The sequence below is a fragment of the Clostridium sp. CM037 genome, assembly GCF_055081095.1.
On the sequence record NZ_CM143650.1, the window covers coordinates 773690 to 788920 of the forward strand.

11 protein-coding genes are annotated in these 15231 nt (G+C 31.4%); 3 read left to right on the top strand and 8 right to left on the bottom strand.

What is annotated here, in order from left to right; all coding sequences use genetic code 11:
• Window positions 1-38: 38 nt before the first annotated feature.
• Window positions 39-2330: a type I pullulanase gene (gene pulA, locus ACWJKP_RS03865; protein ID WP_165412460.1), complete on the top strand. Its 2292-nt coding sequence runs from the start codon at window positions 39-41 to the stop codon at window positions 2328-2330.
• Window positions 2331-2702: 372 nt separating this feature from the next.
• Here pulA and ACWJKP_RS03870 read toward each other — a convergent pair whose 3' ends face one another.
• The 8 genes from ACWJKP_RS03870 to ACWJKP_RS03905 all read right to left on the bottom strand — a co-directional run bounded on the left by ACWJKP_RS03870 (window position 2703) and on the right by ACWJKP_RS03905 (window position 11716).
• Entirely contained in the window at window positions 2703-2900 is a 198-nt protein-coding gene (locus ACWJKP_RS03870) for an MFS transporter (RefSeq protein ID WP_165412461.1), read from the bottom strand.
• A gap of 144 nt (window positions 2901-3044) precedes the next feature.
• On the bottom strand, window positions 3045-3716 hold the full coding sequence (locus ACWJKP_RS03875; protein ID WP_165412462.1) for an ABC transporter ATP-binding protein: 672 nt from the start codon (window positions 3714-3716) through the stop codon (window positions 3045-3047).
• Window positions 3717-3731: 15 nt separating this feature from the next.
• Entirely contained in the window at window positions 3732-5129 is a 1398-nt protein-coding gene (locus ACWJKP_RS03880) for an ABC transporter permease (protein WP_165412463.1), read from the bottom strand.
• A gap of 149 nt (window positions 5130-5278) precedes the next feature.
• Window positions 5279-6754 carry a sensor histidine kinase gene (locus tag ACWJKP_RS03885; protein ID WP_165412464.1) on the bottom strand — a complete coding sequence of 492 codons (1476 nt, stop codon included), beginning with the start codon at window positions 6752-6754 and terminating at the stop codon, window positions 5279-5281.
• A complete protein-coding gene (locus ACWJKP_RS03890) occupies window positions 6744-7070 on the bottom strand; it encodes a winged helix-turn-helix domain-containing protein (RefSeq protein ID WP_224579034.1) in 327 nt (108 codons plus the stop codon). Before ACWJKP_RS03890 ends, ACWJKP_RS03885 begins: the two co-directional genes overlap by 11 nt.
• Before the next feature lie 134 nt (window positions 7071-7204).
• Window positions 7205-9025, bottom strand: a complete 1821-nt coding sequence (ltrA, locus tag ACWJKP_RS03895; protein WP_224578720.1) for a group II intron reverse transcriptase/maturase — start codon at window positions 9023-9025, stop codon at window positions 7205-7207.
• Between the two features lie 693 nt (window positions 9026-9718).
• A complete protein-coding gene (locus tag ACWJKP_RS03900; RefSeq protein ID WP_165415033.1) occupies window positions 9719-10060 on the bottom strand; it encodes a response regulator in 342 nt (113 codons plus the stop codon).
• Window positions 10061-10528: 468 nt separating this feature from the next.
• Window positions 10529-11716 carry a cation diffusion facilitator family transporter gene (locus tag ACWJKP_RS03905; RefSeq protein ID WP_165415034.1) on the bottom strand — a complete coding sequence of 396 codons (1188 nt, stop codon included), beginning with the start codon at window positions 11714-11716 and terminating at the stop codon, window positions 10529-10531.
• 267 nt (window positions 11717-11983) lie between these two features.
• Between ACWJKP_RS03905 and ACWJKP_RS03910 the strand changes: the two genes are divergently transcribed.
• Both ACWJKP_RS03910 and ACWJKP_RS03915 read left to right on the top strand, forming a co-directional pair.
• Window positions 11984-13519, top strand: coding sequence for a transposase (locus ACWJKP_RS03910; RefSeq protein ID WP_224578784.1), 1536 nt, complete (start codon window positions 11984-11986; stop codon window positions 13517-13519).
• 325 nt (window positions 13520-13844) lie between these two features.
• Window positions 13845-15146, top strand: a complete 1302-nt coding sequence (locus ACWJKP_RS03915; RefSeq protein ID WP_165413671.1) for a M18 family aminopeptidase — start codon at window positions 13845-13847, stop codon at window positions 15144-15146.
• Window positions 15147-15231: the final 85 nt, after the last annotated feature.

Consider the following 15231-nt stretch of genomic DNA (forward strand, 5'->3'; position numbering starts at 1 on the left):
ATAATATAGTAAAAGAATAAATTTTAAGGGGGATTATTATGAAGCTAAAAAGAGTATTCAAATCCAACAAAGTACTGATTGTATTATTGACATTAGTTTTAGTGATTACAAATACATTTTTTTTGTTTCCAAATGCGAAAACGTTTGCACGAGGTACAATAAGGGTATTTTCAGCTGTGAAGTTAGATGACATGAAGAACATAAACATAGAAACAAGTTTATTATTTCCATTTACCAATAAAGATAATAAAGGAATTACGGTAAAGGCAGATGGTAAAGAATTAGTGATTAAGGCTGTTACAAGCACTACGGTAAAAGATGGTTTGACTAAAACAGCTCAAATAGAACTCTTAGAAGATGCTATTTTAAGTCAGAAGCTTACAATTTCTAAAGAAGGTTTTAAAGATAAGGATGTGACCTTAGGAAAGGTAATGGGATGTGCTGGGTTTGATAAACTGTTCAATTACTCAGGAAATGATTTAGGAAACACTTATACTAAGGCTAAAACAAGCTTTAGAGTATGGGCACCCACTGCTACTGAGACAAAGCTTATAGTATACAAAAAATGGGATGATAAAACTGGCACTGAAATCAATATGAATAAAGGTGGAAAAGGAACATGGATAGCAGAATTAAAGGGAGACCAGAAAAACATATTTTATACCTACAAGGTTAATGTTGGCGGCAAATGGAATGAGGCAGTAGATCCCTATGCTCGTTCTGTTGCAGCTAATGGAGACAAAGGAGCTGTAATAGATTTAAAGGATACCGATCCGGATAAATGGGAACCTAACACAAAACCTAAGTTTACGAAATTAAATGATGCAATAATATACGAAACCCATGTTAGAGATTTTTCTATTGATACAAGTAGTGGTATCAAAAACAAGGGAAAATTCTTAGGACTTACTGAAACAGGCACAAAAACACCTGATGGTTCAAAAACTGGAATTGACTACATAAAGAATCTAGGGGTAACACATGTGCAGCTTATGCCTATATTTGATTATGCAAGTGTGGATGAGACCTCTTCAGCACCACAGTACAATTGGGGATATGATCCTAAAAATTACAATACTCCAGAAGGTAGTTATTCAACAGATCCCTATAATCCTAATGTAAGAGTTAAGGAATTAAAGGAAGCTGTTCAAGCCCTACATGATAAACGATTAAGAGTAACTATGGATGTGGTTTATAACCATATGTATAGTGCTGAAGACTCAAATTTTAATAAAATAGTACCTGGTTACTATTTTAGATATAATAATGATGGCACTCTTGCTAATGAAAGTGGATGTGGGAATGCTATAGCTTCAGAAAATTCCATGGCAAGAAAGTTTATTGTGGACTCTGTAGTTTATTGGACTAAGGAATATAATTTAGATGGTTTCAGATTTGACCTTATGGGTCTTACTGATACACGAACAATGAATGAGGTAAGAGCAGCCTTAAATTCTATTGATCCAAGTATCGTAGTTATTGGAGAAGGTTGGGACATGGGTGCAACTTTGAAACCAGAAGATAAATCGGATCAGAAAAATGCAGATAAATTAGCAAATATAAGTTTTTTCAATGATACCATAAGAGATGGAATAAAAGGTAGTGTATTTGATGCAACAGGAGCAGGCTTCGTTAATGGAAAAACTGGAGCAGAATTAGATATTAAAAAAGGTATCGTAGGTGCAACTTATTTTTCAACGGCTATAAACACTTGGGGAAAGGTTAATCCATTACAATCCGTTAATTATGTAGAAGCTCATGACAATAACACATTGTGGGATAAACTTCTTCTAACTAATCCTAATGATACAGATGCTACAAGATTAAAAATGGATAGATTAGCAAACAGTATTATTTTTACTTCCCAAGGAATTCCCTTCTTCCAGGCAGGTCAAGAATTTTTAAGAACAAAGGGTGGAAATTCAAACTCATATAATGCAGATGACAGTGTAAATTTACTTGATTGGAATAGAATGTCTGATAATAAAGATACTGTAAATTATGTAAAAGGGTTAATTGAACTTAAGAAAGCTCATCCAGCATTTAGTATGGATTCTGCTAATATGATTACGAAAAAACTAAAATTTATAGACACTGCAGCTAATGTTGTAGCATACTCTATTACAGATAATGAAAACAAAGATAAATGGAGTAGCATTATAGTGGCTTTTAATGCAAATAAAACTAAAACAACAATAAAGCTACCTAAAAATGCTAAGTGGAATATTGTTGTTGATGGAGAAAAAGCAGGAGTAAAAACTCTTAGAAAGTTTAAGGGTGATTCTGTCGTAGTTCCTGCTCAAACTTCTTTAGTGCTTTACAATAAATAAATTAAATTCAGATAAAAATAAAAAGTTCTGATTATTTATAATGTACCCTATAGGGTAGACGATTTAAAAAAGTCTACCCGGTAGGGTATTTTTATGTGTAATAAAGAAAAGCATTATGATTTAGCGATTTAAATTATATAGTAAATGAAAAGGTTAAAATCGTGAATATAGGAAATGGAACGACTTAAAGGACAGATAAAAGAGCTACACAAATTCTTGACAGATATTTTAGCCCGGTAATCCTAAATCGAAAAACTGAGAGTTTAGAATTACTGACCCAAAATAAAATTTGAGTCTTTCCTATTGCTTCTGGTTACAGCTATGTTCTTCATACCCATTATAGAGGTAGGCTACTTTCCTTCTGAAATGTCGTTAAATTAATTCATTTATATTATCTAGTTTTATTTCTTGATTTCCAATTGAAGACTGTTGTATAGATGCTGATTTTTTTCCGTATATAAAATAGTATAAAAAGATAGACAAAAACACAATAGCAGCTAGTGTCATATACATTCTACGAAAACCAACTATAGGTATTATAATTCCCATTAGTAAAGGACCAATTCCCACTCCTGCATCCATTGAAATAAGGCAGGCCATAGAATATACAAGAAAAAAGAAACTCGCTGCATGCGAAGCGGTGAAGCTCCGCAGGAGATGATTTAATCTTCATAGGTGGGGAGTATTTCACATAAAAGGATTCTCTAATAAAATTTAAGCTTTAACTAACACACCACCTTTAAGTCTAAGTATAACGTCTGACTGAGAGGCTACTTCACTAGAGTGCGTAACTACTATAACACACTTATTTTCTTTATGAGCAAGTGATTTAAATATAGTTACTATATCACTTGCGATATCAGCATCAAGATTTCCAGTTGGTTCATCTGCAATTATCAAATCTCCTTCTGAGGAAAGAGCGCGTGCTATTGCTACTCTCTGCTGCTGTCCACCACTTAGCTTTAATACGTTTCTATGGGCTTCATCTTTTGTTAAGCCCATCTTTTCTAGTAAATCATAAGCTTTTTGTTTTTTATTTTCTATTTTGTTCTTTGTTATTTCGATTGCTGTTAAAACATTCTGTAGAGCTGACATATAAGGTATTAAATTGTAGGATTGAAATACTATACCAATATATTTATTTCTATAATTAGTAAGCCCTATATTTGTTATATTCTTTTTTTCATATAATATCTCTCCAGCTTTAGATGTATCTAAACCACTAGCTAAAGCAAGAAATGTAGTTTTTCCTGAACCAGAGGAGCCAAGTATTGTGTAAAAAATTCCTTTTTCGAACTTAAAACCTATTTGCTTTAAAACCGTTGTTTTTTTTGAACCATCCTGATAATGATAACTCACATTTTTAAATTCTAATATTGTATTCATTTTTATAAAGCCTCCTTAATCATTTCTAGATAATATGGTTTTTGGATTAAATCGAAGTACTGAAACAGCTGAACCTGATGTTGCTAAAATCACTATAATGAATCCCATTAGATATAATTTTTGTAAATCCTTTGAACTCACGCTAACATCCATTTTGTCTATAGCCTCAGCATCAAACACTGGTGAATTACCTACCGTCATAACTCCTGATTGTGATTCTGTTTTTTCCTTTTCATTTGCTTTTATTTCATTTTGTAATAAAGTATTACCTACTTTCTGCGATACCTTATTGCCGGTGAATGTAGCTATACTAAAAGCTATGGTGGCAACAATTATTAGTTCTAATAATAATTGACCAATAATTCTAAATCTACTTTCTCCTAGAGACATCAATACACCAATTTCATATCTTCTGTCTTTAAGTGATAAATTTATTAAAAGTGATAAAATTACTGTACCAGCAATGGCGACTATAATAACTATGGTTTTTGAAAATGATCCAACACTTTCAATAGGTGCCATCAGCTTTTTATACAGCTCATCTTGTGCATCTATTTTGAAATCATCTAGTGCTATACCGGAATTTTTTATATCTGTTTTAAAATTTTCAATGTTTATAGGATCATCCAAGAAATAAGTAGCTTTTTGAATAGTACCTTTAGATGAAGAATCACCTAAGGATGCTACAGAAACAGGTGTATATATTTTATTAGAAGGATTCCAAAAAGTATATTTAGCCATCACACCATCCATCATAGGATCAGATTTAGTTTCTTCAGCTGTATATAATCCTACAATTTCTAAGTCTAAAGTTTCTTCTCCGTGTTCAGCTTTTATTTTTATTTTATCTCCAAGCTTTAAATTATTTGCATCTGCTAGTTTTTTATTTATCATTGTTACATTTTTTCCTTCATCGCTACTTGTTAAATTTCGTCCTTCAACCAATTTACTTTTTCTTTCAGTAAAATCAGGATGAAGATTTGAATATAAGGTACCTTCCACTGATAAATCAGGAATAGACGTACCTTCAGGCAATGCCTGATTCATTTCACTATCATTACTGTCATCTTTTTTCGTTTTAACGGGTTTAAAGTTGTCTGCCATAGCATTTGTTGACCGTAAATAATTATATGATTTAACATGCTCTAAGGATTTTAGTTTATCTATATCCTCCATATTTAGCTTAGGTAGATCATCTGCTGCTTTTCCACGATTTAGCTTTTGATAATCAGGGGCAATAGATACAGACCCTCCAAGTTTTTGTCTAGCAAGATCACCAACTTTAGAAGTAGCTGATTGTACAGCTAATCCAGCTAGCACCATATTAGCTATAACACAAAACATCAGAATTAATAGTACAGTTTTACTTTTCCTTTTAGTAACACTTAGTATTGATCTTTTAATAAAATTCATTTGTTACCCTCCTTCTTTTTCTTATCTTTCTTATGTTATTATAGTTTTTAATTATGTAGTTAAGGTGAAGTTAAGATGTTTTTAACATGAATCAAGTAGGTGAAACTCATAACTTGGTACTAATATGCAGGGCACAAAAAAACAGAAGCTTAATTGCTTCTGTTAAAAATAATTTTAAAACAAACTCCTGACTGAGTATTAGTAATTTTATATTCTAAAGCATGGGCCTCTAGTATCTTTTTTACTATATATAACCCTAACCCACTACCACCAGTACTCCTGTTTCGAGATTTTTCTATACGATAAAAAGGGTTAAAGATCTTTTCAAATTCCTCTTCGTCTATATGTACACCTTCATTTTCAACAGTTAATACTATTAGATAATTATCCTCATACAAATTTATAAGAACCTTCTCATTTCTTTCTGTATGTGTGCTGGAGTTATTAATAATATTAGCTATGGCCTTTTTAATTAGTTTTTCATCTCCCTGAATATATAGTTCTTCAGCTATTTTTGAATTTAAACTTATATCCTTTTGACTTATAAGATAGCTGAGTTTTTCAAGACAATTGTTAACTAGATAGGATAGATTTATTTCAGTGTATTGTGGTTTAAACCCATGAGTTTCTAATTTTGATATTTCAAGTATTTCTCTAACCATTGATTCCATATCATCCAAAACTACTAAGGATCTATTCATATATTTATCTCTATCCTTATAAATTCCTATATTTCCAAGCATACCTTCAAGTTGACCTTTTATTATTGTAATAGGAGTTTTTAATTCATGTGAAATTGTAGCAGTAAATTCTCTTCTTTTCCTTTCAATTTCCCTTTCTTTTTCAATATCATCCAAAAGCTTTAAATTAGTATTTTTAAGTTCACCCATTGTATGCTGCAAATTGGATGCTAATTCATTTAAGCTTAATGCAATTTCTCCTATTTCATCCTCACTATTTACCTCACAGCTTTTTTCAAAATCTAAAGCTGCCAACTGTATAGCATTCTTATTTATTTCAACTAAGGGCTTAGTAATTTTCTTTGAATATATAAAGGAACCTACCACTGATATAATAATGACTACAATTCCAATTAAGGGCACTAAATTTAATAAAACCTTTGAAGCTTCATCTATGGGCTGCAAGGGAATGATAACATTTATAGTGTAGCTTTCATTATCTTCTGAAAATTTTATCTGTTTTGAAATAATACTGATAAGATTTTCATTAGTGCTTGAATTTGAATTTATACTACCTCGCACTAATGCTTTGTTTGAAAGTGGTAAGGAGTCTTTTGGTATAGCAGTATCTTGAGACATATCAATCGATATAAAATTTAAAGATGTATATATTATATTCCCTTTCATATCTTGTATATTCAAGTTAACAGTATATTTTAAATTAAATTCTTCAAAATATTTCTTTGCTTCTTCCATTGAAAGGCTTTGTACAGTACTAGTTAATTTCGTTAGTCCAGTTTCTACATTGTTTTGTTTATAATTATAATAATAAATTGGTAACATAAAGTATATTATTAAATATATGCATATGGCTGATACTATTAGCAATATAGATGTGATTGTAAAAATTTTAAAAGTAATACTTTTTTTCATTTTATTTTTCAAGTTTATAGCCAACACCTCTAATCGTCTTAATATAATCAATCTTTAGCTTGCACCTTAGGTTTTTAATATGAGTATCAATAACTCTAGCATCGCCATAAAAGTCATATCCCCAAAGCTGATTTAATATTATCTCTCTTGTTAAAATTCTACCTTTATTTTCAATGAATATCTTTAGAATTTCAAATTCTTTAGATGTAAGTTCTATATCTTTTCCACCAACCCAAACCTTAAAGCATGTAGTATCAATTAGAATATCTTCGAAGCTAAGTTTTAACTCTTCGTCTTGAGCATTTATTCTTCTAATTACCGCTTCCACTCTTTTAATTAAAAGATTAACTGAAAAAGATAGGAATAGGTAAGACTTTGAAGTTATCTCCGCCTTTTCCCCTCCTCCACACAGTGCTTGCGACTTTCACCGCACACTGCGTTCCATCAATATTTATTACTTATTTATATCACGTAATTTCCAACAAGTTTACGAAGTATATTAATTTTAACCAAACCTATGCTATCAAGCTTTATCTTATTTTTAAGTCTTTCTATTGCCTCTTCTTTTTCTTCATGAATTAGCTCATGAACGTATCTATTTACATATGTTAAGTTATTGTAGTTGTCTTTTCCACCTTTGTTTTTAGGAATTCTACGATGAGCAACCATACTAATTTTCTTTAATGTTGCTCCCGACACTCCACATTTCCCATTCTGCCCTATATATAAGGATATTCTATTATCGTTATATTCTAGGGTTTCATTGATTACATTGTTATCCATCAAGAACTTAATGGCTTCGCCATGGTCTTTTTTCAGCTTTTCATGGATTATACTTCTACCTTCTTCAGTGTAATTGCATGTTTTGGGTGAAAAATTCTTTGCATACTTAAGCTTAACTCCATGTAAGGGAAAGATTGTTATCCCTGCAATAGTTATTGTTTTACAGTTATATCTACTATAATTTTTTTTATAGGCTTTACTTATTATATTTGGACTACCTCGTATACTTCTTGTGCCATTATATAGGTTCTTTTTAACTAAGAAAGATATTTCACTAAAATCTAAGCTAACATTTGTTGCTACATTGTAATAGTTATGCCACCCTAGTATTTTACTATTTAATTTATTTACTGCTTGGCCAGAGGGGTTTTTTCTTATGTCTTTAACCATTTTTTTAAATGTTTTTATTATTCTAGCACTTGCTTTGTCACTAACATGAGTTTTAGCAATTCTTTTGTTTCTATTAACCCTAACTTTTAATTTAAATCCTAGAAAATCAGAGTAGTTCTTTCTTAAATTCACAACCTTTGATTTTTCAGGACTAATATCTAGGTTAAGTCTTTCTTTAAGCCATTGCTTTACTGCCACAAATACCTTTTGTGCAGTTTTAGCATTTCTACAGAAAATTTTAAAGTCATCTGCGTATCTAACGATATACATTTCCTTTAAGTTGGTATTCTTCAATGCACGTATTTTATTGCTATTATCTGAGTATCTATAATAGGTCTGAAAATACTCCCATTGATTACACATCCACCAGTCTAGTTCATTTAATACCACATTAGAAAGTAACGGTGAAATTACCCCTCCTTGCGGAGTACCTTTGTTAGGAATTCCTATGCCATCTATTTCAGCTTTAAGGATTTTAGATATTAATTTAAGAAGTTCTTTATCTTTTATCCCAAGTGACCATAATTGCTTTAATAATTTATTATGGTCTACGTTATCAAAGAAACCCTTTATATCAATATCAACTGCATAATGTAACCCAGCTCTGTTAGTAAGAAACATACATCTAGCTATGGCGTGTTTCGTACTTCTATTTGGTCTAAAACCATAACTGTGAGTATAGAACTTTGCTTCGCATATAGGCTCTAATACTTGTTTTATACATTGTTGCAGATGCCTATCTTCTATAGTTGGAATACCTAGAGGTCTTATTCCTCCGCCTAGCTTTGGAATTTCTTTTCGCCTTACTTTATGTGGTGTAAACTGTTCTAATCTGTTTCTAACATACTCAATTATAGTTTCAATGTCTTTTTTAGCTATATCTATAATTGTGTTTGAATTTATTCCTGGTGTTTTACTCCCTTTATTCTTTTTAATATTTCTGTAGGCTAATAAAATGTTCTCTTTTTTCAGTATTAGTGGTACTAGATTTTTAAATTCTTTTCCCTCTTTACTAAGCTTATATAAATTATCTTGTATTGCTTGAGTATTATAATACTCATTATTTCTTAGTTTCTGATTTTTCTTATACTTCATCTGTCTTGTTGTCATTAGTCAGCATTCATTCCTTTAAATTCTTGGTTTAAGGTTTATGCTTCTCTTAGTCTTACTCGAACCTAATGGACTTACGTAATATATCTTTTCTTAAATATTAACTTGTGGCTGTCCCTCCACTAACTTTCGTTAACTTCAACGGTACTGTGCCACTACTTTCACTGATATTAAAGCAAGTTATAACTATCGTCTTTCCTTGCTACCACTTCATAGAAAATAAGTCCTCCATGTTACCAGCTTACCACGTTCCAATAACTTTATCCTTACATATACCCTTAGGTAGCTCCTCTAGTCCTGTCTGTAACATACTGCCTGTAACAGTATAAGGATTTTCATACCAAACAATCTTACTCATCCTCACAGACACTACAACTTAGGTAGTTGAAGTATTTCTACCCCCTCATCATTTAGAACCTTACATTCGGAACTTTGTCAGTCTCTTATATTTAGACATTCTTACCATAGGTATTTTATGGACTCCCGACCTATCATACACTCGACCACCTCTGGTTCGCTTTTCCATAACTTCTTACGAAGTCATTAGGGTGTACTCTCAGCCGACTTCACCGAGCTTATAACAACTTCACTCTTCTTAGTAAAGATGCTATTCGGAGTATCAGAGAAAGCCCTTCGAGGCGTTACCCTCTCATTTGACTTTTCAAGTTATTAGTTCTTAGATAGATTTGCTATCTAGGCAATATTTTTAATATTGCAACGTGTCGCACGTTTGGTTATATAATCATCTATCTCTAATTCGAAACCTTTTATTTGATCTTCTTCCTCTTCTAAAGCAGTTAGCATTATAATTGGAATTTTAGATGTTTTTCTAATAATTTCACATACAACAAAGCCATCAATCTTAGGAAGCATTATATCTAGAAGCACTAAATCAAACTTACTTGAATTAAATATATCGATACCTTTTAATCCATCTTCAGCTACTTCAACAACATATCCACTTGCGCACAAAAATTCACGTATGATTTCTTGTATATCTAAATCGTCTTCAATTACAAGTATTTTTTCATTCATATATACACCTCTTCCGTTAATTGTAAAGTATGATTGTGAGTTTTGTGTGAAGTTAAAGCTTTTAATTTAGAATTATCTGATTGTATTTTACAATTTTTATTACTTTTCTTAGTATTTTATATTAGGTAGTTAAATATGTAATATCGCTAAAATTTAAAAATAAGTAGTAATGGAGACAATATATTAAATTTTATAGGATTAATCCCATGGTCTAATGGTAATAGTGGAACACATTATACAGCATTCTATTCTTTATTATTTTTTATACCATCAGTTATTGTGGGGTGTAAGTTTAAAAATAATGGGAACAAAAGATTTATTAAAAACAGAGATTGCCTTGAAACATTCATTGTTTATTGTTTCTTTGTGAGATGATGATAAGTTAATTGGTTTTGGAAGAATTGTCGGTGATCAAAAAAAGTATATATTACGTAAAATGCATCCGTAGTAATATATACTTTTTTGAATTTATTGGACTCCTAAATAATCTCTATCTAGAGTCATTATGGCATTATAATTTGGGTAGCATTTTTTTAGTTCTTTATTGATTTCATCTTCTAGGTTAAGTCCATCAACATCTGTAAAGCTTGGGTTAAAATCAATTACAGCATCAAAAATAAGATTTTTATGTTCGCCTTCGCCTACAACTCTAAAGTCATGAATTGATTTTATTATAGAAAAAGACTTTAATACATCTAATAGTTCCAAACGAGAGGCATTAACATCTTCATCATCTGTATTTATAGGGTCCATATGAATAACTAGATATAGGTTAAATTCTTCAGAAATTTCTTTTTCAGCTGTGTCGATAATCTCGTGAATTTTAACTATAGATATATCACAGGGAACTTCAGCGTGGATAGAACCCATACATCTACCTGGACCATAGTTATGGATAACTAGATCATGGGCACCGGTAATATGATCATAGGTTAGTAACCTTTCCTTAAGGCCGTTTACTAAATCCTTATCAGGAGCCTCACCAAGAAGCGGGTTCATAGTTTCGCGAATAAGCTTGTAGCCAGCATATATTATGATAAAGGATACAAGGATTCCTATGTATCCATCTATGGGAAAGTCAATCCAAATAGACAGAAGTAGTGATAGTGCGACGCAGCTTGAACTAACAACATCACTTAATGCATCAGTTGAAGAAGCTTCAAGGGCTGAAGATTTTATAGCCTTGCCCATGGTCTTATTAAATCCACTAATCCAAAGTTTAAATCCTATAGAGGCTAATATTAATACAAAGGGTATAAGTTTGAATATTACTTTTGAGGGATGAATTACTCTATCAAAAGAGGTTTTAATAAATTCAAAACCTACTAGTATTACTAAAAAGGAAACTATAAGGCCGGAAATATATTCAAGCCTTCCGTGACCAAATGGATGCTCCTTGTCTGGTGGCTTACTAGCTAGTTTAAAACCTAGAATTGTAATGACAGAAGAAGCAACGTCTGAAAGATTATTAAAGGCATCTGCAGTAATTGCTATACTATTTGATATTATTCCTATAATTAGTTTTGTAGTAAAAAGAACTAAGTTCACTATAATTCCAACTAAGCCGCCTAGGTAACCATAAGCTTCTCTTACTTTTTTATTATTAACATCCTCCGAATTTTTTACGAATTTTGAAATTAAAAATTTTGATAACATATTTTTCACCTCTGATTATATAGTGTGCACTCTCGGAAACTCTTAAGGTACTGCTAACTCTTGATTCATTTTGCTCAAAAATCAACTTCACCTCAAAAATTCGTGGTGCCTCATATTGTACGAATAACCTAGAAAATTTAAGCTATTCGTATTACTTTTAATCTTTTTTACTTAAACATTGTGAAATAAGACTTGACAGCTAGTAAAAATTCGCAAAATTAAATATGTATATTTTTTTACATTATTTCATTTGCGAGGAGTGTTTTTATGTTAACTGTTAAGGTTTCTCATTCTCAATATCAATATTTTCTTGAAACATTTTTAGAAAAATTCTATATTCAAACCAATCAACAAATCACTTTGTTTGAGCGTAGTTCACAAATAACTAAAATCTGGTCTACCGACCTAACCGGAATTGTCCCTCTAATAGAAAGTACTTACTCTAAATCTAATCAAGGGGCTCCGCCCAAAGATGCGGTAGCATTACTCAGGTCACTTATTATCATGGCTTATTGTAAAGAAACTAGTATATCATCTTGGGTAAAAACATTACGTTCAGACCCTTTCTATTCAATTTTATCTGGCTTTATACCCGCTTGCTATTCAGACTCTAAAGCCGAAGGCATACATGTTGACCGAATTCCTGGTGTAGGTACTTTTTATGATTTTATGGATAGGCTGATTCATAAGGATAAGATCCTTAATAAATCCAAACTGCGTAAAATTAAACGTAAACCACGTAAAAAACAAAAGAAAAACCAAAAGATGAATAACTCCAAGTCTGGTGTAGTTGACCGTTTAGTTAAAAGAATCTTAAAATATGATAATTCAAAGCTCCTTGACAGAAGCGAATCCAAAATGAACAACATACTTAAAGAATTATTTGTTATTCCTTCTTTATCAATGGGTATTTTGGGCGATCCTTCTAAACTAAATATTGCTGGCGACGGAACCTGTATGCCAACACAGGCTTCGCCTTACGGTAAAAAAGTTTGTGATTGCAAACTTAAACCAGGAGAACATTGTGACTGTTATCGAAAGTTTACCGACCCCAGTGCTAGCTGGGGTTGGGATAGCTTTAATGAACATTATTACTATGGTCATACCTATCACGGATTTACTGCCTGTGATAGCTTTTACAGCCTACCTATCCATATTAAATTTGTTAGCGCGGCACGCCATGATGCTGTTACTGGCGTTTATGCACTTAAAGAACTTGTGGATTTATATCCTGAAATTAAATTTCATTCTGTAGCCTTAGATTCTGCTTATGATGCTAATGCTTTTTATCTTTTATGCATGCATTATGGAATAAATCCTATTATTGATTTAAATTCACGTTCTTCAAAACCTTCATCAAATAGTGAATTTGTTAAACTTGATAAGAATGCTATTCCACACGGAACTGTTTGTGGACATCAGCTTCGTAATTGGGGAATTATTAGTAAACAATATAGACATAAATGGTTATTCCCAGTTCAATGTGAAAACTGTGAAAAATGTCCTATGAAAAGCAATAAATCTTATTACACTAAAACATTAGACAACCCAAGGTATTTCACTCCAATATTAAGAGGTTCAAAACAATGGAAATCTCTTTATAAAAGACGTTCAACTACTGAAAGATGTTGGGATAGAATAAATAACAATTTTCATGCTGAAGATGCAATTATTTATTCTGTTGGGTGTAGAATAACAAGGGTATTTCTTGGTGCATTTTGCTGTTTCATAGATGCTTGGGCATCAGAAAGATTAATAGCCCTTGCCGATATTTTCCCAACTCTTAAAAATATAGCTGCGTAATTTAAAATAAATTTCAATTCAATAACCAGCCTACGGCTTTTTTAAAATAGTGTATAAAAAAGTCTTTTTGTCATGTCCGTAATTAATTCAAATATAACTTTTCATTCAAATAAGCACTTTTAATACTTAAATATGGAAATTGTTAATTATTGTTTTCCGACTATACTATATAGTATAATTTAAAAAGTTAATTTTAAACATATATTCGATAATTAATTATAGCATTTATTTGGATTTTATAGAAATTTTATTATAAAACTTGTTATAATAGAGAAGGGGATAAGCAAAGTAACTATGTGCTTTAACACTCATTGGAGGAATATATATGAATAAGGAATTAGAATTTGCCCAAAATCTTATTGATTTTATTTATGATAGTCCAACATCTTATCATGCTGTAGCAAAGGTTAAAGAAGATTTATGTAAAGAAGGCTTTGTAGAAATTAAAGAAGAAGAAAAGTGGAACCTTAAAAAAAGCGGGAAATATTTTGTGACTAAAAATGACTCCGCACTAATTGCGTTTGTAGTTGGAAAGGGAGAAATCGAAGAAAATGGCTTTAAAATTATTGGAGCTCATACAGATTCACCTACATTTAGAATTAAACCAGCACCAGAAATGGTAGTAGATAATACGTATGTAAGATTAAACACAGAGGTTTATGGCGGACCTATATTAAATACTTGGATGGATAGGCCTCTTGCAATAGCTGGACGGGTAACTTTGCGAGACAAAAATATTCTATATCCAGAAACTAAGTTAGTAAATATTAAAAAGCCTATAATGATAATTCCTAATTTAGCTATTCATATGAATAGAGAAATAAACACTGGAATTGAACTAAATAAGCAAAAGGATACATTGCCACTACTTTCAATGGTGAGCACCGAATTAGAAAAAGATAATTATCTTATGAGTGCCATTGCAAAGGAATTATCTGTAGATCATAAACAAATTATAGATTTTGATTTATTCCTTTATGAATACGAAAAGGGTTCAATTATCGGGTTAAACAATGAATTTATATCAAGCTCAAGATTAGATGATTTAGCTATGGTACATGCAGGAATAAGAGCACTAGCTATAGCGCCAGCCGCAGAGGCAACAAATGTAATGGTTTGTTTTGATAATGAAGAAGTAGGAAGCTCAACAAAGCAAGGTGCGGACTCAAATATGCTAGTTAATATATTAGAGCGTATTACAATATCTTTAGATAAAAATCGTGAGGATTTTTTAAGATCAATTTCTAAATCTTTTATGATATCAGCGGATAATGCACATGCTGTTCATCCTAATAGTCCAGAAAAGAATGACCCAACAAATAAGCCTTATATGAACAAAGGCCCAGTTATAAAAATTAATGCTAATCAAAACTACACAACTGATAGTAACTCTGATGCAGTTTATGAATTAGTTTGTGAAAAAGCAGGGGTGCCGGTGCAAAAATTTGTTAATCGTTCTGATGCACGTGGTGGGTCAACTATAGGACCAATATCTTCAACTCATTTAAATATACGCTCGGTAGATATAGGAAGTCCAACTCTAGCTATGCATTCTATAAGAGAACTAGGCGGAGTAATAGACCAGACTTATGTTACGAAATCATTTGAAGAATTTTATAAAATTTAATAAAAAGATAACTTAAGCACATTCAAGAAGAACTCACAATGTTTCATTGTGAGTTTTTTTGTTGTTTTTACTAATAATTAAACAA

What these genes read in the sequence shown, in the direction of transcription:
- pulA (WP_165412460.1), top strand. Translation starts at nt 39, where the DNA reads ATGAAGCTAAAAAGAGTATTCAAATCCAACAAAGTACTGATTGTATTA.
- ACWJKP_RS03875 (WP_165412462.1), bottom strand. Translation starts at nt 3,716, where the DNA reads ATGAATACAATATTAGAATTTAAAAATGTGAGTTATCATTATCAGGAT.
- ACWJKP_RS03880 (WP_165412463.1), bottom strand. Translation starts at nt 5,129, where the DNA reads ATGAATTTTATTAAAAGATCAATACTAAGTGTTACTAAAAGGAAAAGT.
- ltrA (WP_224578720.1), bottom strand. Translation starts at nt 9,025, where the DNA reads ATGACAACAAGACAGATGAAGTATAAGAAAAATCAGAAACTAAGAAAT.
- ACWJKP_RS03900 (WP_165415033.1), bottom strand. Translation starts at nt 10,060, where the DNA reads ATGAATGAAAAAATACTTGTAATTGAAGACGATTTAGATATACAAGAA.
- ACWJKP_RS03905 (WP_165415034.1), bottom strand. Translation starts at nt 11,716, where the DNA reads ATGTTATCAAAATTTTTAATTTCAAAATTCGTAAAAAATTCGGAGGAT.
- ACWJKP_RS03910 (WP_224578784.1), top strand. Translation starts at nt 11,984, where the DNA reads ATGTTAACTGTTAAGGTTTCTCATTCTCAATATCAATATTTTCTTGAA.
- ACWJKP_RS03915 (WP_165413671.1), top strand. Translation starts at nt 13,845, where the DNA reads ATGAATAAGGAATTAGAATTTGCCCAAAATCTTATTGATTTTATTTAT.